Origin of the sequence: Streptomyces cinnamoneus (assembly GCF_014650495.1) — a bacterium.
In the GTDB taxonomy this organism is placed as follows: Bacteria; Actinomycetota; Actinomycetes; order Streptomycetales; family Streptomycetaceae; genus Streptomyces; species Streptomyces cinnamoneus.
The window spans coordinates 37,223-59,220 of the sequence record NZ_BMVB01000014.1 but is presented as its reverse complement, the minus strand read 5'-3'; the positions used below and the strand labels follow the sequence as shown (position 1 = coordinate 59,220).

The 21,998-nt window shown below is 69.8% G+C and carries 21 protein-coding genes; 11 read left to right on the top strand and 10 right to left on the bottom strand.

Annotation, left to right across the window (positions count from 1 at the left end; genetic code table 11):
- Positions 1-285: 285 nt before the first annotated feature.
- Positions 286-1,866: a TROVE domain-containing protein gene (locus IE182_RS20320; protein ID WP_190111310.1), complete on the top strand. Its 1,581-nt coding sequence runs from the start codon at positions 286-288 to the stop codon at positions 1,864-1,866.
- Positions 1,867-2,093: 227 nt separating this feature from the next.
- Positions 2,094-3,692: an FAD-dependent monooxygenase gene (locus IE182_RS20315; protein WP_190111309.1), complete on the top strand. Its 1,599-nt coding sequence runs from the start codon at positions 2,094-2,096 to the stop codon at positions 3,690-3,692.
- A gap of 53 nt (positions 3,693-3,745) precedes the next feature.
- On the opposite strand, the gene IE182_RS20310 is transcribed toward IE182_RS20315, so the two are convergent.
- A complete protein-coding gene (locus tag IE182_RS20310; RefSeq protein ID WP_190111308.1) occupies positions 3,746-4,525 on the bottom strand; it encodes a hypothetical protein in 780 nt (259 codons plus the stop codon).
- A gap of 683 nt (positions 4,526-5,208) precedes the next feature.
- Here IE182_RS20310 and IE182_RS20305 point away from each other — a divergent pair.
- The 4 genes from IE182_RS20305 to IE182_RS20290 all read left to right on the top strand — a co-directional run bounded on the left by IE182_RS20305 (position 5,209) and on the right by IE182_RS20290 (position 7,958).
- Positions 5,209-5,472: a lasso peptide biosynthesis PqqD family chaperone gene (locus IE182_RS20305; RefSeq protein ID WP_190111307.1), complete on the top strand. Its 264-nt coding sequence runs from the start codon at positions 5,209-5,211 to the stop codon at positions 5,470-5,472.
- Positions 5,469-5,897, top strand: coding sequence for a lasso peptide biosynthesis B2 protein (locus IE182_RS20300; RefSeq protein ID WP_190111306.1), 429 nt, complete (start codon positions 5,469-5,471; stop codon positions 5,895-5,897). The genes IE182_RS20305 and IE182_RS20300 overlap by 4 nt, the downstream gene beginning before the upstream one ends.
- Positions 5,898-5,919: 22 nt before the next feature.
- Positions 5,920-7,767 carry an asparagine synthase-related protein gene (locus IE182_RS20295; RefSeq protein ID WP_190111305.1) on the top strand — a complete coding sequence of 616 codons (1,848 nt, stop codon included), beginning with the start codon at positions 5,920-5,922 and terminating at the stop codon, positions 7,765-7,767.
- 65 nt (positions 7,768-7,832) lie between these two features.
- Positions 7,833-7,958 (top strand): lasso RiPP family leader peptide-containing protein, encoded by a 126-nt coding sequence (locus IE182_RS20290; RefSeq protein ID WP_229844968.1) that lies wholly within the window; start codon positions 7,833-7,835, stop codon positions 7,956-7,958.
- Positions 7,959-8,048: 90 nt separating this feature from the next.
- On the opposite strand, the gene IE182_RS20285 is transcribed toward IE182_RS20290, so the two are convergent.
- The gene (locus IE182_RS20285; protein ID WP_190111303.1) at positions 8,049-9,035 is read right to left on the bottom strand and encodes an aldo/keto reductase; all 987 of its coding nucleotides are present in this window, start codon (positions 9,033-9,035) and stop codon (positions 8,049-8,051) included.
- A gap of 241 nt (positions 9,036-9,276) precedes the next feature.
- Positions 9,277-10,110, bottom strand: coding sequence for a M55 family metallopeptidase (locus IE182_RS20280; protein WP_190111302.1), 834 nt, complete (start codon positions 10,108-10,110; stop codon positions 9,277-9,279).
- A gap of 281 nt (positions 10,111-10,391) precedes the next feature.
- Between IE182_RS20280 and IE182_RS20275 the strand changes: the two genes are divergently transcribed.
- Positions 10,392-10,730, top strand: coding sequence for a nuclear transport factor 2 family protein (locus IE182_RS20275; protein ID WP_190111301.1), 339 nt, complete (start codon positions 10,392-10,394; stop codon positions 10,728-10,730).
- Between the two features lie 87 nt (positions 10,731-10,817).
- On the opposite strand, the gene IE182_RS20270 is transcribed toward IE182_RS20275, so the two are convergent.
- Positions 10,818-11,285 (bottom strand): SGNH/GDSL hydrolase family protein, encoded by a 468-nt coding sequence (locus IE182_RS20270; RefSeq protein ID WP_190111300.1) that lies wholly within the window; start codon positions 11,283-11,285, stop codon positions 10,818-10,820.
- Between the two features lie 251 nt (positions 11,286-11,536).
- Positions 11,537-12,049 carry an alpha/beta fold hydrolase gene (locus IE182_RS20265; RefSeq protein WP_190111299.1) on the bottom strand — a complete coding sequence of 171 codons (513 nt, stop codon included), beginning with the start codon at positions 12,047-12,049 and terminating at the stop codon, positions 11,537-11,539.
- A gap of 270 nt (positions 12,050-12,319) precedes the next feature.
- Between IE182_RS20265 and IE182_RS20260 the strand changes: the two genes are divergently transcribed.
- Together IE182_RS20260 and IE182_RS20255 are read left to right on the top strand one after the other, a co-directional pair.
- Complete coding sequence (locus IE182_RS20260; RefSeq protein WP_190111298.1) at positions 12,320-12,916, top strand: glycosyltransferase; 597 nt, start codon at positions 12,320-12,322, stop codon at positions 12,914-12,916.
- 336 nt (positions 12,917-13,252) lie between these two features.
- On the top strand, positions 13,253-13,909 hold the full coding sequence (locus tag IE182_RS20255; protein ID WP_229844978.1) for a hypothetical protein: 657 nt from the start codon (positions 13,253-13,255) through the stop codon (positions 13,907-13,909).
- A 75-nt stretch (positions 13,910-13,984) separates the two neighbouring features.
- Here IE182_RS20255 and IE182_RS20250 read toward each other — a convergent pair whose 3' ends face one another.
- The 3 genes from IE182_RS20250 to IE182_RS20240 form a co-directional block, all read right to left on the bottom strand.
- On the bottom strand, positions 13,985-14,989 hold the full coding sequence (locus tag IE182_RS20250) for a TIGR04222 domain-containing membrane protein (RefSeq protein WP_190111297.1): 1,005 nt from the start codon (positions 14,987-14,989) through the stop codon (positions 13,985-13,987).
- A gap of 176 nt (positions 14,990-15,165) precedes the next feature.
- On the bottom strand, positions 15,166-16,023 hold the full coding sequence (locus tag IE182_RS20245) for an NmrA family NAD(P)-binding protein (protein WP_190111296.1): 858 nt from the start codon (positions 16,021-16,023) through the stop codon (positions 15,166-15,168).
- Positions 16,023-16,445, bottom strand: coding sequence for a nuclear transport factor 2 family protein (locus tag IE182_RS20240; RefSeq protein WP_190111295.1), 423 nt, complete (start codon positions 16,443-16,445; stop codon positions 16,023-16,025). Before IE182_RS20240 ends, IE182_RS20245 begins: the two co-directional genes overlap by 1 nt.
- Before the next feature lie 94 nt (positions 16,446-16,539).
- Between IE182_RS20240 and IE182_RS20235 the strand changes: the two genes are divergently transcribed.
- On the top strand, positions 16,540-17,181 hold the full coding sequence (locus IE182_RS20235) for a TetR/AcrR family transcriptional regulator (RefSeq protein WP_190111294.1): 642 nt from the start codon (positions 16,540-16,542) through the stop codon (positions 17,179-17,181).
- A gap of 305 nt (positions 17,182-17,486) precedes the next feature.
- Complete coding sequence (locus tag IE182_RS20230) at positions 17,487-19,376, top strand: endonuclease/exonuclease/phosphatase family protein (RefSeq protein WP_190111293.1); 1,890 nt, start codon at positions 17,487-17,489, stop codon at positions 19,374-19,376.
- Positions 19,377-19,542: 166 nt separating this feature from the next.
- On the opposite strand, the gene IE182_RS20225 is transcribed toward IE182_RS20230, so the two are convergent.
- Positions 19,543-20,721 (bottom strand): ATP-grasp domain-containing protein, encoded by a 1,179-nt coding sequence (locus IE182_RS20225; protein ID WP_190111292.1) that lies wholly within the window; start codon positions 20,719-20,721, stop codon positions 19,543-19,545.
- Positions 20,722-20,822: 101 nt separating this feature from the next.
- A complete protein-coding gene (locus IE182_RS20220; RefSeq protein ID WP_190111291.1) occupies positions 20,823-21,962 on the bottom strand; it encodes a cytochrome P450 in 1,140 nt (379 codons plus the stop codon).
- Between the last annotated feature and the right edge of the window lie 36 nt (positions 21,963-21,998).

Here is a 21,998-nt window from a genome sequence, read left to right as displayed (position 1 = left end):
TGGACACCCAAGCTTCACGCACCTCCCGGTGCGCGGGCCACGGCTACTTCGTTGCGATCGAATCCCATGCCGTGGCCACTTTTGAACTCGGGAGGCGTGGCATCGGGGCGTCCGGTGCGCAGATGACGGTTACTTCTGGGAACAGCGGGTCGCGGGTTCGAATCCCGTCCCAGCTTCGGGCTGGTGTAGCTCAGTCAGGCAGAGCAGCTGTCGTGTACCGTCGCCGACCCGTGATCTCGGACGCCCCTTTGCCGTGCTTCCCCGCATGAATTCGGGGGAATTCACATGGCGCGCTTCAACGCCCGCACATCCAAGAAGGTCAGTCCTGCCTCGCCCGTTGCCACCGCCGGGCGCACCTGCACCCACCTCGGAGGCAAGGGGCACCTGCGCGACGAGCGCTCCGAGCTGTTCCTGCTCGCGGTCGCCAACTTCGTCTCCCAGCAGACCTACCACGAGAGCGCCGCCGGCCGTGACGACCGCTTTGCGGCGCTCGTGCGCAAGCTCGCCGTCGTGGACCCGGCCTGGACCGCCGGTCTTCTCCGCTGGCTGCGCGGCGACGGGCAGATGCGCACCGCCTCCCTCGTCGGCGCCGCCGAGTACGTCAAGGCCCGTCTCGACGCCGGCGCAACGGACGGCCCCACCAACCGCCAGGTCATCGACTTCGTGCTGCGCCGTGCCGACGAGCCCGGCGAGATCCTGGCGTACTGGACCTCCACGTACGGGCGGAACGTACCCAAGCCGGTCAAGCGGGGCATCGCCGACGCCGTGCGCCGTCTCTACACCGGCCGCAACCTCCTGAAGTACGACACCGCGTCCAAGGGCTACCGCTTCGGTGACGTCCTCAACCTCGTCCACCCCACGCCCGACCCGGAAAAGCCCTGGCAGGGCGCCCTGTTCCAGTACGCCCTGGACCGCCGCCACAATCCGGACTCCGCCCAGCCGCCCGTCTGCGACCGCACCCTCACCGCCCACCGCGCACTGATGGCCGTTCCCCTCGCCGAACGCCGCGCCCTGGTCACGGGGCCCGGCGCCGCCGAGCGGCTGGCCGAGGCGGGGATGACCTGGGAGGCCCTGGCGGGCTGGCTGCAGGGTCCGATGGACGCGGCGGCCTGGGAGGCCGTCATCCCCTCCATGGGCACCATGGCCCTGGTCCGCAACCTGCGGAACTTCGACGAGTCCGGCGTCCGCGACGAGGTCGCCCAGCAGGCGGCGGCCCGGATGGCCGACCCGGCGGAGGTCGCCCGGTCCCGGCAGTTCCCCTTCCGCTACCTGTCCGCGTACCAGCACGCCCCCTCGCTGCGCTGGGCCTACCCGCTGGAGCAGGCACTCGGCCACTCGCTGGCAAACGTGCCCGCACTCCGCGGCCGGACACTGATCCTGGTCGACCGCTCCGGTTCCATGTGGTCGCCGCTGTCCGACCGGTCCCAGCTCAACCGCGCCGACGCCGCCGCCATCTTCGGCACGGCCGTCGCCCTGCGCGCCGCAGACGCCGACCTCGTCGAGTTCGGTACTACCAGCGCACCGGTGGCCTACCGCAAGGGCGAGTCGGTTCTCACGGTGCTGGAACGTTTCGGAAACCTCGGCGGCACCGACACCACCGAGGCTGTGCGCCGGCACTACCGCGGCCACGACCGGGTCCTGATCGTCACCGACGAACAGGCCTCCTACCACTACGCGGGCGACCCGACCGAGCAGGTCCCGGCCCACATTCCGGTCTACACCTGGAACCTGGCCGGATACCGGCCCGGCCACGGCCCCTCCGGATCCGCCGACCGGCACACGTTCGGCGGGCTCACGGACGCGGCGTTCCGCATGGTGCCGCTGCTGGAAAGCGGCCGGGACGCCCACTGGCCCTGGGAGGACTGAGCGCCGGTCACGGCTGCAGGCCGGCGTCGCGTGTCTCAGGCTCATGCCCCCACCTGGCCGTGCTCACCCCGCGCGGGCATTGCGGTCGGCCGCCGGGCGCGGAAGATGGATCTCATGGCGGTTCAGGGCATCGTCGATGCGGCCAATGCATCGACGGACGAGATGATGGCCACCGGTTACCAGGGCGGGACCCGTGGCCGGCCGGCTGCGGAGAACGTGAGGTCGGCATGCCCGTAGCAAACGGCGAGGTTCCGGTACTGATCGTGGGTGGCGGACCGGTCGGACTCACCGCCCGAGCGCTACTGGCACGCTGGGGCGTGCAGGCATTGCTGGTCGAGAAACACAGCGAACTCTCACCCTTCCCCCGGTCCCGGCTGGTCAACGTGCGCTCGATGGAGATCTATCGCCAGCTCGGGCTCGCCGCCGAGATCACGGCCAACGCCTTCCGGCCGGAGTACGGCCGCATCCGCTTTCGCGACACCCTGCACGCCCACGACTTCGCCACAGCGGCGATGATCGGGATCAACGCGCCGGTACCCGAGACCCCCGTGATCGGCGCAGTCACCTCGCAGGACCGGTTGGAGCCCACCCTGCTCGCCGCAACAGACGCACCGATGCGGTTCGGGGTCGAGCTCATCGACCTGACCGAAGAAGCCGGGAGCGTCGTGGCCGTGCTCGTCGACCACCAAAGCGGTGAAGAGACCCGCGTCCGCGCCCGCTATGTGCTCGCCACCGACGGCGCGAACTCCACCGTCCGCCAACGGCTGGGAATCGACACCACTGGCCCCGGAGCGATGGGGGGCTTCACCACCGTCGTGTTCAACGCCGATCTCGACCGCTGGTGCGCCGACCGGCCCGCCGGGGTCTACTTCACCGCGCACGGCCTGTTCGCCCCGCTCTACCCCGAAGGGGGCTGGGCCTGGTTCGTTCCCACACCCGAAGACGCTGCGCGCCCCGACTGGCCCGGCCTCGTCGCGCGTGCCCTCGGCCCCGGCGCCGACGTACAGGCCGAGGTGTTGCGGGTCCAGCACTGGGTGATGAACGCGTTCGTCGCCGAACGCCTTCGCCACGGACGGATCCTGCTGGCCGGCGATGCCGCGCACGCGATCCCCATCGTCGGCGGCATGGGCATGAACGCCGGCATCGCCGATGCGCACAACCTGTGCTGGAAACTGGCGGGCGTTCTCCACGGGTGGGCCGACGCGAAGCTGCTCCACACCTACGAGACGGAACGACACCCCGTCGCCCACCGGACTCTCCGCCAAGCGGTGGCCAACACCCACCTCATGGTGCGAGTGCACAACCAGCGCCGGGAACAGCTCCGAACCACCAGCGGAGCAACCCCACCCCCGATGGAACTTCCCTGGTCGGACCGGTACTTCGCCCAACTCGGCCTCGTGCTCGGTGTCACCTACCACTCCGACGCCGTCCTCACCGACGGCACCGACAGCACCGACGGCACCGACAGCAGCGCCTCACCCGAGCCACCCGACACCGGCACGGACTATGTCCCCACCGCAAAGCCAGGGCACCGCATGCCCCACCTCTGGCTCTCGCACAACCGCTCCACGCTCGACGCCTTCGGCGAATGGTTCACCCTGCTCACCCCGGACCCCACTCACTGGGAGCGGCACACCACGGCACCATGGCCGGTACGCATCGAGGCCCTTCCCGGCAAGCACGCCGAACGCTGTGGCCTTCGCCCGCACGGGGCACTACTCGTCCGGCCGGACGGCCACATCGGCGCCCGCTGGTGCGACCGCCCACCGAGCGGTTCCACCCTCCACCAGGCCCTCGCCGCAATCACCGGTTCGGTACGCCCCTGATGGAAGCAGCGCGGAACGCCGTGTCGCAGACCGCGGCAGTTGTCGCCGGACGGTTACGGCTCGACCGTGGTCGGCTTTTCGGCGCGCAGGTCGCTGACGAACCCGTCCTTGACCACGCGCATCCAGTAGGCGTGCGTGCGGCCGGTCGGCGGGATGTCGGGATGACGCTCCAGCTTGCGGTCCATTGAGGTGGCGCCGGCCGGGACGTCCCGCTGAAACGTGTAGGGATGCCATATGCCGACCTCGCTGCTGTAGAAGGGCTTGCGCTCCATCAGCATGACCTGGTCCGGGTTGCCCTGCGCCGGCTTCCACGTGACACGGACGGTGGCGGCGTCGAGGCGGTCGACGGACGTCAGCGCCGGCGCCGTCGGGATCACCGAGGAGGCGGCGGGCTTGAGGTAGTCGCTGCGGATGGTCCGCGGCACGGACGGGTCGTAACCCTCGGGGTTCTCCAGCTTGCCCGTGACGCGGAGCGCGGTGGGGGCCTGACCCTGCCCGCCCGCACACGCGTCGACCTGGACGACCGTCTGCCAGCCGCCGGAGAACCTCACGAAGTCCTCCTTCTGGACCGGCAGCTCACGGGTGCCGCCGCCGATGACCCCGCTCACGGAGTAGACGTAGCGGGAGTCGTCGGAGCGGACCACCTGGTAGCTGCACCGGTCCACGGCCGCGACGCGCGCGTCGACCGCCGACTGGGGGGAAGCCGACGCGCCGTCGGCGGGTCTGACGGCGGCGGGACCCGAGGGCGCTGCCGTGGCGGCGCCTGCCCCGGAGGCGAGGGCTCCGAGACTCAGCGTGCACGTGGCGATTGCGGTGGCGATACGGGCAGGCATGCATCCTCCGGTGACATCAACGGCTCGCGGGAGCCGACGAGCAGATGACGTGCTGGGCGGGCCGACCCCAACCCCCTTGCGCGGCCCTGGGCACGGAAACGCGTCCGGTACGGAACGCCCCGAGCGTGATCGGCCCTGATCGGGATCACCGACCAGGGCCGGACGCTACCGGCAACTCGCGGTCAAGAAGAAGCCAAAGGCCGGCAAAGCGAAGGTTTTGCGTCAACTTCCCTCAGCCGGTGCCCACGGTCCCGGCCGAGGGGTGATGGTGCAGGCGCGCCGTCCGGCAGCCGGGCGGACACGAGCGTGGTCCGCCGCCTGACCGTCTCCTTGACCACCTGCCCGTCCGGCCGGTCGTCCGCGCGAGACTGTGACGAGGGCGGTGACGATGGCGTGAAACCGCGCAGGAAGACCGCGACCGGGCCGTCGGGGCAATCGCCGGGCTTATGTCTGCTTATCGCACATCCCACTCTTTTGGGGGACAAAGGCCACTCTCCGGCCTTACTCATGGAATTCTGGTTCGCAGCGCTGCGCTGGCGGATCGCGAAGCGCGAGCACACGGCGAGAACCGGGGGGCCTTCCGTGAGAGCGACGACAGCTGTGCACCGCTGGACACTTCGGGACCACGCGCAGCGCATTCCTGGGGACCGGAACCGAACGCCCCGGCGGCGCCCGGGAAAGCCATGACCCTCGCCCTCCAGCCGTGGGTGTCCACGACGCGCGCCGACCACGGCATGGTGCTCCTCGACGAAGCGACCGGACGCTATTGGCAGTTGAACGGCACCGCTGCCCTCGTCCTCAGCGCACTGCTCGACGGCGTGCCCCCGCAAGAGGCCGCCCGTCGGCTCGCCGAGCGGTATCCGCAGGTAGCCACGGAGCAGGCGGCCGACGACGTGGCCACCCTGGTCGCCTCGCTGCACCGGGCCCGCCTGGTGGTGACGGCATGAGCCAGCCCATGGTCCCGGCCGCCCCGGGAAGCATCGCTTTCCGCCACCGGCTTCCCGCCCTCCTCGCGGTCGCCCTCGCCCGGCCGATCGCCCAGCTGCCGCCCCGCCGCATCCGCCGCGTACTGACCCTGCTGCGGCGCGGCGCCAGGCCGGCCGCCACCGCACAGGCACTCGCCGCCCGGCAGGCGGTGGTCACCGTCAGCGCCCGCTGTGCGGGGGAGGGCTGCCTGCAACGCTCCGTTGCAACCGCCGTGCTGTGCCGGATGCGCGGGGCATGGCCCGACTGGTGCACGGGCGTAAGGACAGAACCGTTCCGTGCGCACGCCTGGGTCGAGGTCGGCGGGGAGCCGGTCGGCGAGCCCTTCCCGGCCGGGTACTACAGCCGGATCATGGTCGTGTCGAGCGTGCCCCGGCAGCGGTCGTGACAGCCGGAGAGGGGTTCGCATCATGACCGTCGACACGTGGTTCGCAGTTCTCCCCGACGGTGACGTGGCCCAGCCCGCCGTACAGGGCCTGCGCCCCCGCGCCGCCCACGTTATTGAGCACGCCTCGGGCCGGCCGTGGCTGATGGGCGACTGGCCCGACGGGCGGGTGACGGTCGCCGAGGCGGGGACAGCGCGGCTCGCGGTGATCGGACGGTGTCCCGTCACCGCCGAGGAACTCGCGGTGGGACTAGGGCGGGTACGAAACGTCGAGGAGACGGAGCAGGCCGTACGGGGCCTGGCCGGCAGCTTCCATGTGGCCGCCTCGATCGGCAGCCGGGTCGCGGTCCGCGGCAGCGCATCAGGGGTGCGACGGATTCACCACGCGCGAGTCGGCCGAGCGACGGTCGGAGCCTGCAGGACGGACACCCTCGCGGTCCTCACCGAGGCGAGCTTCGACGAGAAGGCGCTCGCCTTGCGGCTGCTTTCCGCACCACCCCCCTACCCCCTCGACTCCCAGAGCATGTGGAGGGGCGTCGAGACGGTCCGCCCTCACGACTGTCTGGTCATCGAGCCCGACGGGCACGCGCACACCCGCCGCTGGTGGACCGTACCCGAGCCGGAACTGCCGGCTGCGGAAGGCACCCACGCCGTACGGCAGGCACTGGAGGCCGCCGTCGGATCCTGTACGGCGGCCGGTGGCACCATCAGCTCGGACCTCTCCGGCGGCATGGACTCCACCAGCCTCTGCTTCCTCGCCGCCCGCGACGGCACCGCACGCCTGGTGACGATGCGTTGGGCAAGCCACGACGCGAGCAACGACGACACGGCCTGGGCCGAGCGCGCCACGGCCGAACTCCCCGCCGCGGACCACGTGGTGTCCGACGTCGATCGCGCACCCCTTTGGTACGGCGACCTGGCCGACGTGACCGACACCGGTGGAGAGCCCGGCCTGTGGGCCCGCGATGCCGCCCGGATCGCGGCGCTCGCCCAGTGGATGACCGACCGGGGCTCACGCCTGCACATGACGGGCGGCGCCGCAGACGAGCTGTTCACCGCCATGCCCCAGCACCTGCACGACTACGTTCGCAGCCACCCGCTGGCAGCGCTCGCCCGCATCCGCCGACAACGAGCCTTCCTCCAGGGCCCGCTCTGGCCCGTGCTGCGCGGCCTGGCCGACCGCAGCTCCTTCAGCCAGTGGCTGGCCGCCTGGGCGGACGGCCTCACCGGCCCGGTTCCCTCCCTCGCCGAGGCCGCCCGCGCGCTCCCGCTCTCCTGGGGCACGGAGCAGCGCATGCCGGTCTGGGCGACCCCCGACGCGGTACGGACCGCCCGGGACGCCCTGCGCGAGGCCGCCACCGCCGGCACGGAACCGCTCGCCCGGCAACGCGGCCAGCACATGGCGCTCGCCTGCGTGCGGGCAGGCGCCCTCGGGACAGCGCAGCTGGACCGTCTCACCTCGGCCAAGGGCCTGGAGTACGCCGCACCCTTCCTGGACGACTGCGTCATCGAGGCGGCGCTGTCCGTACGGGTCGCCGAACGCAACGCTCCCGGGCGCTACAAACCGGTGCTCGTCGACGCGCTGCGCCCGATCGTGACCGCCACCGTGCTGGACCGTTCCACCAAGGGGGAGTACAGCACCGACTTCCACCACGCCGTGCGCCGGAACCGTGCCACACTCCTCGACCTCTGCGACACCTCGGCGCTGGCCCGCGCGGGGCTGATCGACACGACCGCCTTCCGCGCGGAGCTGCTCGCCGTGCACCCGAGCCCGCACGGACTGGCCGACGCCCTGGACGCCACCCTCGGCTGTGAGATCTGGCTGCGCGGCCATGCCACCGGGTGCCGCCGGAACGCGACTTCCTGCCGGTGACCAGGCAGGAGAGGAGAAGGGATACCGATATGGAACAGCAGAGGGAACGGCCTCAGGAACAGAGCGTGTACGAACCACCCGCCATGGTGGAGGTCGGTGACTTCGCCGAGCTGACCATGGGCACACCAGCGGGCAACCGCGTCGAGGGCGGGACCCCGGGCCACTTCTGGTACTACTTGCCGGCCAGCTGAAAACTGCACGCTGTACGGGAGAGGCGCGGTCGGCCTCCCTCAAGGAAGGCGGACCGCGCCTCTCTGCAATGAGCAACGGACCCGGGGGCCTCAGCTGTTGACGAAGGTGAGGCTGGTCGCGTCATAGCGGTTGCCCGCGATCTGCTCGACCGGAGCGGCGGCCTCGATGGCGGCGAGGTCCTCGGGGGACAGCTCGACGGCCAGGGCCGCGAGGTTCTCCTCCAGGTACCGCTGCCGCCGGGTGCCCGGGATCGGTACCACGTCGTTGCCGCGGTGCTGCACCCAGGCCAGGGCGAGCTGGCCGGCGGTGACGCCCTTGGCCGCAGCCAGCTCGTTCAGCTTCGCGACGATCCCCAGGTTGCGTTCGAGGTTGCCGTCGGCGAACCGCGGCTGGCTGCGCCGCACGTCGTTCTCGGCCAGCCCTTCGACCGAGCTGTACTGGCCGGTCAGGAAGCCGCGCCCGAGCGGGGAGAACGGGACCAGGCCGATGCCGAGTTCACGGCAGACCGGGGCGATCTCCGCCTCCAGGTCGCGGGTCCACAGCGACCACTCGCTCTGCAGCGCCGCAATCGGGTGCACCGCGTGCGCCCGCCGGATGGTCTGCGCGCCGGCCTCGGACAGCCCGAGGTGGCGGACCTTCCCGGCCTGCACCAGCTCGGCCATGGCGCCGACGGTCTCCTCGATCGGTACCCGCGGGTCGACCCGGTGCTGGTAGTAGAGGTCGATGTGGTCGACCCCGAGCCGGCGCAGCGACGCCTCGCACGCCTGCTGCACGTAGGCGGCGTCACCCCGGATCAGGGTGGGCTCGCCCAGACGGTTGGCGAAGCCGAACTTCGTGGCCAGCACCACCTCGTCACGGCGCCCGGCGACGGCCCGTCCGATCAACTCCTCGTTGTGCCCGGCGCCGTAGAAGTCGGAGGTGTCCAGGAGGGTCACCCCGAGGTCGAGAGCCCGGTGCAGCGTCGCCATCGACTGCGCGTCGTCCGTGGCGCCGTAGCCGTGGCTCATGCCCATGCACCCCAGGCCCTGCGCGGAGACCTCCAGGTTGCCCAGGTTCCGGGTGGGTGCGTCGGTCATGGTGCTGCCTCCTGATCTCGGAATCATCTGTCGGGAACGCTAGGTGTTGGAGCGCGCTCGAAGTCAACTCAGCCGATCAGGAAGCCCGCCGGAGTCGTTCCTCGGCTGCGGCGGGCCGGCAAGACGAACACATCGAGCCCCCGGAAGGTCACCCGGTAGGTCACGGCTGCCGGGCGTCCGAGCTCAATGGCTCAGTGCCACGTGACCGGTCACGTGACCGCCCACGAACCTTGTACGTCGCCTAGGCCGGTTTGACGGTAGCGAGCTGCGCGAGCAGAAGGATCAACCTGTAAGCGTCGGCGAAATCGCTGGCGGTGAAGGTGACTGTCCGGCCACGGCCACCTTCAGCGTGCGAGACACCCGGCACGAGTATCGCCAGGTCAACCATGAACGGTGTGGAGAGGTCGACCTCAACCTCAAGCGGTCCGGCAAGGGCCAGCGGCGAAACCTGCGCACGCCGCGTGATGGCCTCGGCGGCCGCATGGCGCAGCCGCTCCCGTGCTTCTTCGGGGTGAAGGGCGACGGCGGCACCCTGGCCGAGGGCTTGCTTGACCGCGACGGTGAGCGCGGAGGGGACCAGATCATGAAGTTCGGCGCAGGCGCTGTCGTCGCCGCTGAGCAGCACGACCGGTACGCCCAGATGCCCGGCCATGGCGGCATTGAGACCGATCTCGCCGATGGATCGCCCGGCCACGCGTACGTCGAGGAGGCCGTCGGCCATGGTGTGTGCCAGCACGGCTGGGCCATGACCGGCACGGGCGTGGTAGCCGACGAACAGAACCGCGTCGGTGTGTTCGTCGACCCCACCGAGCATGCCCAGCGGGCGCGGCTTGCCACGAACCAGACGTGCCCGTCGGTCAAGCTCCTCCGGCAGCAGGTTGCGGTACGTGCCATGAGCGTCGGTGACCCACACCACGGCAGCGGGTTCGGCGTCCAGGACGCCAGCGATCACAGCGTTCGCCTCGGCCGTCATCAACGCCCGGCCTCGCTCGTAGTCGTAGCGATCCGGATTCGTCTCGGTGGGGTGCACGATCCCCGAGATGCCTTCGATGTCGACAGATATCAGTACCTTCATGACTCAGGGAGCCTACGCGCTGTGCGCACCGCGTCGGCAGTGCACAACAGAATCTTCGGGATGAGCGCCCTTTCGAGGAGCGGAAGATCCACGAGGCGATCCAGCACATGCCCCAGGCACTGGCGGACCGCGCTCACTGAACGCAGCCCGACTGCCGGCCGGGACATCCGCGCGGTGCGGTGGTCGTGCCCGCTACGGCTGTGGTGTCGTCAGGCTGATAGAGAAACCGAGGCTGTACTGTCCTGGGACTGAACCAGCCTTTCGGTGTCGAGGAGGCATGGATGACTGGTAGCCCGACGAGCATTGTCGAGGCGGCGTTCCAGTACTACAGGGCACAGGATCACGATGCGGCCGTCGTCCTTTACGCCGATGACTTCTCGTTCACCAGCCCGCAGGACGATCACATCGGCAAGGCGGCTTTCTTCGAGCGGTGTTTCCCGACGGCGAACCGGTTCAAGGAGCAGCGGCTGTTGCATGTCACGCCCGTTGACCAGGAGCTGGTCTTCGTCTGCTACGAGTACGAGCTCCTGTCCGGCGAGAGGCATCGCAACGTCGAGATGATCACCGTCAGGGACGGGCTCATCCGGGAAGTGCAGGTTTTCTTCGGCGGAAAAGTGTGAAGCGGGCTGACGCAGGGTTCAGCGGCTCAGCGGTCCAGTGGGTTCGAGTTGCACGGGACGGAAGCCTGCGGCGACCCCGCGAGCCGCTCACCCGGGAAATCGCCCAAGCCGGCTCTTGCGTGACTGCGGTGTCCGGTGAGTCGTGCGGGCGGCCGCCCGGCTACAGACGGTCGAGAACATGACGGGCCATGGCCCGTTCCCCGGCGAGATTGGGGTGGAACATCTGGGCAGGGCTGGAGGCCGGTGGAGTTCGTCCCGGCCGTCCCGGCAGGGTGATCCGTGGAGCACGAGGGCTCCGGCCACGGTGCACTTGAGGATCACGTCGCGGGCGGCGATCGCCTGCGCGCCGATGGTGAGGGTCACCAGCGTCGTCTCGCGGGAGAGCGCGGCGAGCTGTTTGCTCAGGTCGGTGGCGCCGGCTCCCTGGCAGGTGACATCGGTGAAGGACGTCGGGCGCAGACGGCGGGCGACGTGGTGCGGGTAGTTGTTGGCCGAGCGCAGGCACGGCAGGGTCGATCTGGGGCGGTACGCCGGCGGCAGAGGCGGCCGAGTCACCCATCGCTACGTACCGCACCGGCCCGGGCCCGGCTGCGGACGAGGACGGTCCTGTAGCGACGACGCTCGCCAGCAGCGTGATCAGTGCAATGGCCCAGTGGGCGGCCGGCGGCAAGGGGAGGAGAGGCTTACGGGGCGCGATGGACGGCGGGCCGGGAGGATTGTCGGATCGCATGGAACTCCCTCGACAGGGCTGGGAGGGGGAGGAGGGGAGGGGGAGGCTGGCGGGGCCGGGCATGTCCGGGCCGGTGTCAGGCGCTGACGAAGTGCTCGACGGGGTTGACGTAGGGGAGACCGTCGAGTGGCCGGTCGGTGAAGAAGCGAGCCATCAGGTCGGCCAGGTCGCTGTCTCGTTCGGTCTGGACCAGGTGGTCCGCCTCCTTGACGGTGGTGAACCGGGCCGCGAGGCCCTCGGCGACACGCCGCCCCACCGGAGGCGGGGTGATGGTGTCGTGTTCGCCGGTGAACACCAGCACGGGAGCGGTGACAGCCGGGTGCGGCAGACTCCACGGGTGCGTCAGGAGACGCTCGTGGTGGGTGATGTCCATGGCCAGTTCGCGCTCGGTGAGGTTCGCGAACCTCTGGCCCATGAGGCGTGCCACAGCGTCCCGTCGCCGCACGACTCCGTGGTGCGGCGGGGCCATGGACTGCTCGACCATGTCCTGAGCCATGTCGTCGAACAGCCCGTCGTCGACCAAGGGCGCGGACGTGATCCTGGCCCACCCGCTGCCCCATCCGCTGTGCGCTGTGATCGCCGAGGGCACGGGCCGTACCTGCATCGGGATCTACACGGCGGCCCCCGGGATGCTCCTGCCCCGGCTGAGTGCCGGGAGCGCGGCTCCCGCCCACGGTTACCGGTTCGCCGAAACGGTGGCGCAGGCGGCGATGCACCCCTTGTACGCCCCGGCACTCTCCTGGGCCCGGCGGGAACTGGGGATGCGCGAAAGGAAGACTGACACCCTCCTCGGCGCCCTGCGCGCGGGCAACGCGTTCTGCACGGGTACAGCCCCGCCCTGTTGCCGAAGAGGCTCGCCTTGCCCGACGGTCACACCTGCGCGGGGTACTGGTGGCCGGCCCGGGACCGCGCCTGGCGCCCCGATGAGCGGCTGACCGACTTCCTCGCCTCGGGACCCGCCCCGGTGTACTTCGGGTTCGGGAGCGTCTCGCCCGGAAACGCCGAGCGACTCAGCGGCACGATCGAGGACGTGGTCCGCGGGCTCGGTGTACGCGCGGTGGTTCAGGCAGGCTGGCAGGGCCTCGACATCTCCGGCGACGACATCCTCACCATCGGCGAGTGCCCCCACGACTGGCTCTTTCCCCGCATGGCCGCCCTGGTCCACCATGCCGGCCCCGGAACGGTGGGCGCCGGCCTCAGAGCCGGAATTCCCGCCGTTCCCGTACCCCTCGCCCTCGACCAGCCTTTCTGGGCACGCCGCCTGACGGCCCTGGGCGTGTCTCCGGCGTATGCCGACGCGCGCCGGCTGACGGCACGCAAGCTGGCCGAAGCCCTGTACGCGACGTTGCATGTCAAGCAGTACCGCGACCGGTGCACCGACCTCTCAGCACTCATCCGCAGCCACGACGGAGCGGCAGCGGTCTTGAAGGAGCTGGAGACCCTTCCGCGCCCATGACGGATTCCCGTGCCGTCCGTGACGGAAAGGAGACCCGTGGTTTTCGGATTCACGGATCTGCGATCATGGTGAGTGATATCCGTTCGCCCGTGAGGTGATTTTTTGAGAAAGGTGGCACTGCGTCCCCACGCACTGTTGCCTCGGCAGTACGACCACCAGAAGGTCCTGGCGACCGCAGTGGATGCCTGGAGCAGAGCCCTCTGGTTGATCTGCCCCGATGCGGAACTCGTACCGAGCTCACACGGGAGGCCCCGCCCCCGGCCCCCCATCCGTCCCTACGATGCGCTCCTCGTCATCAGCGACGGCGGCACCGTACAGGAACAGACCTTGCACGACGTGACTCTGCGGGTCACTCACCTGGATGCACTGCCCAACGGGCGGTTCATTCTGCAGGGCTACGGTGCTGCAGGAGAGCAGAATGCGCAGATCTACGGCCGTGACGGCCGGCGCCGGCGCAGTTTTGCGATGGGGCGTGCGATGGAGTTCATGATGGGGGACCGCCGGCATCACGTCTGGAGCGCCTACTTCGACGAGGGCGTCTACGTGGACCCGATCAGCGCCGCAGGTCTGGTGCGCTGGGACAGCGGAGGCAACCATCAGTGGCGATACTCGGCTCCGGAGGGCGTCGAATACATCGATACGGTCTATGCCTTCAACGTCGACGACGGTGTTGCCTGGGCCAGCTACTACCCGACCTTCCCGCTGCTTGAGGCCCGGACCAACGGGCATGTCCGGCTGAGGAAGACGCCTGTGGTCGCACCAGCGGGCATGGCTGTTCACGGGGAGGAGATCGTCATGCTCGGCGGCAATCGGCAGCGGGACCTGCTCCTCCGCTGCCGCATGACCGACCACGAGGCCCTGCTGATCGAAGAGGCGCGCCTGACCTTCCCCAATGGCGCACCGCTCAAGCAGTACGCGCGTCCCGTAGGACGGGGACGGCACTTGTACCTGCGTGGCTCCTCGCCCCGGCAGTGGTACGTGATGGGCATCTAGTCCGGCCGCTGCTCTTGTGTTTCGGGACACCGGCATGCGCGGCGTCGAGCCATGTGGGTGTCCCGAAACCCGGGCTCAGGCTCCTGCGCTGCTGCTGTCGCTGCTCGAACCGCTGTCACCGCTGGACCAGCTGTCGCTGCTGCCGAAATCGCCTGAACTTGAGTCACCGCCCGAACCGCTGAAGGCGTCGGACCACCATGCGGAGGAATCGGCGGCAATGGTGCCGACGCCGCAGTCTGCCATGACCTCACAGCCGGGCTGATCACCCAGGGCATCAAGGCCGTCCAGCGCAAGTGCCAGAGCGACACCGCCGCCGGCCGCGGCTACCGCCCCGGTGGCATACGGCGAACGGTCTCGCCGGGCACTCCGCAGCACGTCCTGGCCAGGGGCGGTGCCGGGAACCGGGTCGGGCAGGACTGCGTGGCTGACCATCTGGCACGCCACACCGGCGAGAGCCATCAGAACGGTCAGGGTCAGGCCGTACCACGCCGTAATGACCCCGTCGGCGGCACCGTTCTGGGCGAATCCCACGAAGGCCGTACCCATCACGATGACCGCGAGCACGGGGTAGAGCTTGGCGCACAACCGGAGCAGGACATGGCCGACGCGGAAGCGCGTGCACTGCCTGCTCTCATAGGCCAGGCCACGTCGGATCAGGGACTCGCCGATTGCCGCGATCTTCTGGTTGCCGATCAGACGGTTGCGGAGATCCCCCAGAGTGACGGCGCTCGCATGCCGCCCGGCCTCGGCGTGCTCGTCGGTGACCGCCCGTTCGGCCGGGGTCCGCGGCAGGCTGCCGGCCATGAGAGAGACCTCTCCCTGGCCGTCGACCCTCAGCAGCCCGTCCTGCTGCATGGTGAGCAGCGCGGTGTCGGCGGTTCGCGGGGCGCCGCCCTGAAGCCAGGCGATCTCCAGGACCTCGCGCGAGGCCCCACCCGGGGCGGGGCGGGTGCCCCAATGCGCGGCGGTCGTCAGCGCGGGGAGATCCGGGGCGGGCGCCGTGCGGTAGGCGAGGAGAGCTCTGTCCTCCATCAGCCGGCCGTAGAACGCGTAGGCGATGGCCAGGGCGTAGCCGGGCACGAGGAGGAAATATCCGAAAGGCATGGGAAGGTTCGTTTTCTTGGGTGATCCGGGGAAACAGGAGCGGAAGCGCGAGGGCGGGTTTGGCTACATCATGCGGCCATTCTGCGTGCCGGCACTGGCACCTGCGCCGGCCCTGCCCGGTCGCGGCCGCAGGTCAGCAGCGGTTTCAAACGTCAGCCCCGGAGCCGGCCCATTTCCCGTTCCGCGAAAGCGCGGAAGGTGCGCGGAGGGCGGCCGGTGAGCCGCTGGACGGTGTCCGTGGTGCGGTCCTCGGCGCCTTCGGCGATGGCGTGGTCCATGCCGGCGAGCAGTGCGGCGAACCCGGCGGGGATGTCGGCGGCCAGGCGGTCGCGCATCTGCTCGTAGGTCAGCTGGTGGTGGGTGACGGTCCGGCCGGCGACCTGGGTGAGGATGGCGGCGATGTCGCCGTAGCTCAGCGCCTGGGGCCCGGTGATGATCAGGTCGGTGTTCGGGGCTTGCCTCTCCGTCAGGGCGTGCACGGCGACAGCAGCGATGTCGTCGGCGTCGACGAACCCGACACGGCCCTCGCCGGCTGCTGTGCGGATGACCCCCTCCGCTCTGATGGTCCGGGCGTGCGCGTGGCTGCCGGTGAAGTTCTGCATGAACCACGAGGGCCGCAGGACCGCCCACTGGTCGAACAGGCCGGGCAGCGCCTGGTGAACCTGTCCCACGGCAGGGCCGCCGACGGGGATCGCCGACGAGCTGAGCAGGACCGCGCGGCAGACCCCTGCGGTGCGGGCCCGTTGGAGGAAGGGCAGCATGACGGCTGCCGGGTCCGGATCGCCGAGCGGCGGGATGAGATAGGCCCGGTCCACGCCTTCAAGGGCGCCTTCGAACGACGCGGGATCGTCCCAGTCGAACCGTACGGGCCGGCATCCGTCCACGGGGGTGGCGCGTCGGCTGGCGGCCTTGACGCGCCGGCCCCCGGCGGCGAGCCGGGCGGCGACGCGGCTGCCGGTGGTGCCGGTGGCCCCGATGACCAGGGTGAACTCCTGGGTGGTTCCGTTCATCAGTTGCTCCCGGCGAAGTGGGCGGCGCGGTCCTGGACGGCGAGCGGGTTCCAGTAGTCGCGGTAGCGGGTGATGAGGCCGTTCTTGACGGTGACGACGGCGATGTAGGACATGTCGAAGGGGCTCCCTGTGCCTACCAGTCGGCCCACGCCGCGCATCTCTACGACGATGGTCTCCGGGGCGGTGGTCTGGTGGATCTCGACGTGGGGGAAGTCGTGGAGGTCTATGCGGTCGGGGTAGCCGCGCATGTACTCGGCGACGGCCGCCTTGCCCTCCAGCCGCTTGGGCCAGCCTTCCGGTGCGAAGGGGAACTCGAAGATCCCATTCTCGTCCCACAGGTCGATCCAGGCGGGGATGTCCTTCTCCAGTAGTAGGTGAAGGCTGTGGCGGTACAGGTCCACCGGTGCGGTGCTTGCGCTCATGGGGTACTCCATCCCGTACGATACGGACCCTGGGTCCGTTTCACGTGGGGCCGACGATACGGACCCGGGGTCCGTTTTGTAAAGGAGGGACCTCATGCCCGAACGGTCTGAACGACCCGAAGGACCCGTACAGCCCGAACGGCCCGGACGTAAGCCACGCGCGGACGCCACTCGCAACCGGGAGGCCGTCCTCGCGGCCGCCGACTCGCTCTTCGCCCGTTGCGAGAGCCCTGAAGCGGTCACCATGGCCGACATCGCGGCAGCGGCCGGTGTCGGCAAGGCAACGCTCTTCCGCGGCTTCGGTGACCGCACCGGCCTGATTCATGCGCTGTACGAGATGCGGCTCGCACCGATCAGGCGCGCCGTCGAAGAAGGTGCGCCACCTCTGGGGCCTGCCACCCCGCCGCTCCAGCGTGTACCCGCTCTCCTCGACGCTGTCCTGAGCTTCAAGATCGACAACCGCCATCTTGCTCTGGCGCTGGAGGGAACCGGCGGCGACAGCCCTTACGCGGCAGAGCACTACGAGCGGTGGCACAGCACCCTCCAGGCCGCGCTGGAGCAGGTTCCCGGACTCACCGACAGCAGCTTCGCCGCGCATGCTCTGCTTGCCGCCACCCGCGCTGACCTCGTCGAACACCTCGTCGGCCAACAGCGGATGCCCCGTGAGCAGATGCGGGCCCACCTGGCAGCCTTCGTCGCCAGAGTCCTGGAACCGCCCTGTGCACCACTGGATTGACCAGCCCGTCGCCCTTGCCGCCGTGGGCGTACAAGCGGTGGGCGTCAGCGATTCATCGCCCTGGCCCGTTTGCCGCCGGCCTTCGCGGTTTCACCCGAAGGCATGCCGCGGCCCGCATAGGCACCAACTGCCTGGTCCGCTCTGCCCGGCGTGGCGCGAAGGGCCGGGGCGGCGTCCGGACGCTCGGCTGAAACACCGCCCGCGGCGGGCGCGTGGCGCACAAATACCCTTGACGTGAACCCTTCAATCGTGAACGGATCGTTCCTGCGGTTGTTCGTACCCGATCGCTCCCCAAGGAGACCACGATGCGATTACCGTTACCGCCGCCTCGCGCCGAGGCCGGCCCCCGACCGCACCGATCGCGGCTGACGGCGGCCCTCACCACCGCGCTGCTGGCGGCCGGCCTGCTGGTCGGCACCGCCCCCGGGCCGGGCGGCGCCACGGCGCGGGCGGACGACCGGCCGACCAGGCAGGCGGACCCGCCGTCCGGCAGCCTGCCGTTCACCACCTACAACATGCAGGGCTCCGACCACGGGCTGCGCTGGAACGGCGAGGTCGGCCCACTGACGATGCACCACAACGTGGTCGTGCTCCAGGAGGCGGGCAGCGGGCCGCCCGCCGAACCGCACCAGTACCGCGGCACCGGTGAGTCGATCCCCATCCCCGGTCCGTTCCCGGCGGGCCTGCCGACCGCGGTGAACCACACACAGTGGGAGTACCGCCACCACCGCCGCCACGTGTACTTCCTCCAGACCGACCCCCGGCGCGACAGCACCACGGGACGGGACCGGTGGACCGGCGGCCGGGTCAACATGGCGGTGGTCACGCACGCACGCGCGGACGAGGTCCGCATCATCGAGAACCCGCTGTACAACCGGGACGAGCCCCGCAGCGAGTACCGGTACCGCCGCGCCCTCGGCCTCCGGTTCGGCAACACCGTCTATTACAACGTCCACGCGCGCGGCAGGGACGTCGCTCCTCTGCTCAGGCGGATCCGTGCCGCCACCCGGGCGGGCGAGAACTGGGTCATGGTCGGCGACTTCAACCTCGACATCCGCAACCGCACCGACCGGCAGGCCCGGGAGCAGACCCTCCACCTGCGGCCCGACGAGCAACTGGCCCGGTCCGGCCGCTCCACCCACCAGCGGGGCGGCGAACTCGACTACGCCATCACGCGCGGCACACCCCGCTTCAACGCGGCCATCCCCGCGGGGCGCGGCTCGGACCACTACCCCGTCCAGTTCGAACCCGCCCCCGCTCCCGTGCCGGCCGCGCCCGACGGCCCGGTGCACAACTTCTCCACCGCCCTGGAGAACACCGCGACCGGGCAGGTCCTGGAGGCTCCGGACACCGCCGGAGGCCGGGTGACCACCGGCCGGCAGAGGTACAACCTCCGGCAGCGGTTCCGTATGGACACCGTGCAGGGGCACTGGTACCGCTTCGCCCGCGGCAACAGCCCCCGAGCCGCGTCCGGCGCCTTCGCCGCCAGCGCCGCCGACGAGCTGTGCCCCGGCATCAACCCGTTCCTGCCGCTGTCCGTCATCATGCTGCCGTGCAACGCCCCTGGGGCCCAGTGGCGCCCCGAGGACCCGGGCCCGCTCGGCGGCCCGTTGCGCTGGCGCAACTCCCGCCACCCGGAGCTGTGCCTGACCGGTGGGAAGAACGGGGCGGTCGCGGCCCTCGCATGCAGTGACAGCCCCGACCAGCAGTGGTGGGACAACTCCCGCGCGGTGGACGAGCGCGCGTGGGGGGACGAGGACAAGCGGGCCCAGCTGCGCGCGTACAACGGCCTCTTCCTGGACAACTTCAGCGGGCCCGGCCACGACGGCACGCCATTGACCACCCGCCGGCGCAACATCGGGGTCATCACCCAGCGATGGGACATCCAGTACGCCGGCAGCGGCGACAACCTCGTCCGGCTCAAGGGAAGCGGCAGCGGAAGGTGCGTCGACCTCCTGAACGATGAGCGGCCCCGCCCCGGCGACCGTTCCGTGCTGCACGGCTGCACCGACCGCGGCAGCAAGATCGACGGCGCGGGCCACCGCTGGCAGGTGGAGACCTACGCCGACGGCAGCCTCCGCTTCCGCAACGAGGCCGCGCACATGTGCCTGGTGGCACCCGTGCGGGAGACGGGCTACGTCACGATGGACACGTGCAGCGACGACCTCCGTCAGCGCTGGACGCTCGTGCCGTAACTCCGTAACTCCGTAACTCCGTAACTCCGTGACTCCGTAGCCGAGAGGCGAGCAGGGGCTGGGCGGGCACGCGGCGGCCGGCTCACTGCTCGGTCTCGTAGGTCATCCGGACGCCCGGACGAGGATGGCCGCGAGGCCGTGAGGTGGAGCACGGCGGAGGGACGCGTCACGCGTCACTGGAATCGGTCGGCTGGTCCGCCGACGTCACCTCGAAGACGATTCGGTTCTGGATCTGGCCGAGGCGGGCGTCGACGCCCGCCCCTGACGTACCTTCGACCACGACGAAGCCATGGCGGTCCGCGGACCAGCACACCGGCGTGATCTCGTCCCCGGGCTTCACCGAGAGACGCGCCGCAATGACCTCGTGAGCGGACACCGCATCCTCCCAGCCCGATACCGAAACGAGCCGGCCGGGCGGTTCGACGATCACGTGCCGCATGCCGGCGCTTCGCGAAAGGGCCGGCATGCGGCACGGATCAACTCCCAGGGCATCGTCGACATACATTCCGTAGAATTCCAGTCCGGGCCGCGCATATTCAGCCATGGTAGGAATGAAAGCCCCGCCCGGTCGGGCGTGGATCTCTCCCAGAACGACGCCGTCCTCAGTCAGCCAGAACTCGACATGGAAGAGTCCGTGCGTCAGGCCCACCGCAAGCAGAGCCCTCTCAACCTGCTCGTGCACATCTTCCGACTGCACGGCGGAAAGGTCGGCAGGGATGCGATGGCCGGTCTCCACGAACCGCGGCCCCAAGGACTTCTGGGCCAGTGCGACGATCACGGGCCGGCCGCCCACTGCCACGCCGTCGGCAGAGTATTCCGGGCCGGAAACGAACTCTTCGACCAGGAAGGGCACGCCCGCCGGCCGCCCGGCGAGCGCCGCGTCCAACTCGTCCTGCGAGCGAACGAGGTCGACGTTGGCGCTCCCCATCCCGTCCCGCGGCTTGACTATCCAGGGACCCGGCGCGGTCTTCTCCAGGAACTCCAGCGCCTCTTCCCGCCCATTGACCAACCGTGACGCGGGCTGCGGCAGTGCGGCCTGTCGCAACTGCTCCCTGCACAGGTCTTTGTTCCGGGTGGTACGCGCGGTCAGCGTGCTGACACACGGAAAGCCGAGCGCCTCGCCCACGGCGGCAAGCGGCTCGACGCAGAGATCACGGAAGGCCAGTCCACCCACGAGAGTGGCATCGAGCGTCCGCAACGCCCGGACGGCAGCGGCCGGGTCTTCCACGTCACAGGCGACGACGGAGGAGAAGAGCGACGTGTCGGCATCGGTCAGGTTCGCGGGCTTCTCCGCACCGATGAGCTCCACACCACGATCCCGGGCTTGCGCGTACAGACGCTGCATTTGATCGCGTCCATGCGGAGATCGAGGACCGCAGCCCATCACAAGAATTGCGGCTGACATGGAGCCTCCAGACTTCACCGTCATCTGCCCAAGCATTCTGCCTACCACTGCACGGGGACTTCCGAAAGCCCGCCGATCAACACTCCGCTCCGCCTGGTGATCTTTTCCACTGGAACGGCGAGACGAAGCCCCGGAAAGCGCCTCAGCAACGTCCGGAAGGCCGCCGCGAGTTCAACACGGGCGAGCGTCGCTCCCACGCAGAGGCGAGGCCCGTGCCCGAAGGACAGATGGGGGTTGGGATCCCGTGTGATGTCGAACGCTTCCGGGTTCGGGAAGACCGAGCCATCACGGTTCGCGGCCAGCGTCGACAGGAGAACGGCCTCGCCCCGTTTGACGCTCGTCCCCGCGATCTCCAGGTCTTCCCGGACGTACCGGAGAAGTGGAAGATCCGGCGACGAATACCGCAGCACCTCTTCCACCGCTCCGTCCGCCAGGGCCGGCTCGTCGTACAGGGCGGCACGCTGCTCACCATTCGTCAGCAACAGCACCACACCTTGGTCGACCTTGATCGCCGTGGTTCGGTAGCCCGCGAAGAGCAAGGACGCGGCCACGTAGGAGAGATCGTCCAACTTGGCCACGCTGCCCGGACCCTGCGGGGCCAGATCCATCGTTCCGGAAAGAACCAGATCGCTGATCAAGTCCTCGCCGGGTGAGGCGAGCTTGTGCTGCGCGAGCTCGCGCATGTACTCCGACATCTCCTGGCGGGCATCGGTCGACCGCTCGAAGTCCGTCATGTTCGAGATGCCGTCGAACCACGCCTGAAATCGGTCGTGGTCTTCGTACGGGACACCGAGCAGCTCACAGATGACGAGCAAGGAGAGAGGCATGGACACGGTCTTGTGCAGATCAACCGGTCCCGAGAGGTCGGCCATCTGGTCGAGAATGCCTGCCAGGATCTCCTCGGTCCGGCCACGCAGCGCCTTCATCCGCTTCGCCGAGAAGGCGGGTGTGAGCCTGCGCCGGTACCGGGCGTGGTCCTCCCGCTCGGATTCGTAGTTTCCGACGGGACCCGCGGTGCTCAACGCCGACTTGCTCAGGAGGGGCGCCTCGTCGGGCACCGGGTGGGCGCGGCCCAGACGGGTGTCCGCGAGGAGGGGGCGCACATCCGCATAGCGGGTGACGAGCCATGCTTCGTCCCCCGCGGCTGTGAGCACCTTGGCCGGCGACCCGCTGCGCAGCATCGCGCGGAGCTCCTCCGGCAGATCGAAAATTCCACG

Bases quoted from the DNA above. Each gene is read 5' to 3' on its own strand.
- IE182_RS20320 (WP_190111310.1), top strand. From the start codon at position 286: ATGGCGCGCTTCAACGCCCGCACATCCAAGAAGGTCAGTCCTGCCTCG.
- IE182_RS20225 (WP_190111292.1), bottom strand. From the start codon at position 20,721: ATGCAGCGTCTGTACGCGCAAGCCCGGGATCGTGGTGTGGAGCTCATC.
- IE182_RS20280 (WP_190111302.1), bottom strand. From the start codon at position 10,110: ATGAAGGTACTGATATCTGTCGACATCGAAGGCATCTCGGGGATCGTG.
- IE182_RS20240 (WP_190111295.1), bottom strand. From the start codon at position 16,445: ATGAGCGCAAGCACCGCACCGGTGGACCTGTACCGCCACAGCCTTCAC.
- IE182_RS20310 (WP_190111308.1), bottom strand. From the start codon at position 4,525: ATGCCTGCCCGTATCGCCACCGCAATCGCCACGTGCACGCTGAGTCTC.
- IE182_RS20300 (WP_190111306.1), top strand. From the start codon at position 5,469: ATGAGCCAGCCCATGGTCCCGGCCGCCCCGGGAAGCATCGCTTTCCGC.
- IE182_RS20285 (WP_190111303.1), bottom strand. From the start codon at position 9,035: ATGACCGACGCACCCACCCGGAACCTGGGCAACCTGGAGGTCTCCGCG.
- IE182_RS20230 (WP_190111293.1), top strand. From the start codon at position 17,487: ATGCGATTACCGTTACCGCCGCCTCGCGCCGAGGCCGGCCCCCGACCG.
- IE182_RS20220 (WP_190111291.1), bottom strand. From the start codon at position 21,962: ATGCTGCGCAGCGGGTCGCCGGCCAAGGTGCTCACAGCCGCGGGGGAC.
- IE182_RS20245 (WP_190111296.1), bottom strand. From the start codon at position 16,023: ATGAACGGAACCACCCAGGAGTTCACCCTGGTCATCGGGGCCACCGGC.
- IE182_RS20235 (WP_190111294.1), top strand. From the start codon at position 16,540: ATGCCCGAACGGTCTGAACGACCCGAAGGACCCGTACAGCCCGAACGG.
- IE182_RS20295 (WP_190111305.1), top strand. From the start codon at position 5,920: ATGACCGTCGACACGTGGTTCGCAGTTCTCCCCGACGGTGACGTGGCC.
- IE182_RS20315 (WP_190111309.1), top strand. From the start codon at position 2,094: ATGCCCGTAGCAAACGGCGAGGTTCCGGTACTGATCGTGGGTGGCGGA.
- IE182_RS20275 (WP_190111301.1), top strand. From the start codon at position 10,392: ATGACTGGTAGCCCGACGAGCATTGTCGAGGCGGCGTTCCAGTACTAC.
- IE182_RS20305 (WP_190111307.1), top strand. From the start codon at position 5,209: ATGACCCTCGCCCTCCAGCCGTGGGTGTCCACGACGCGCGCCGACCAC.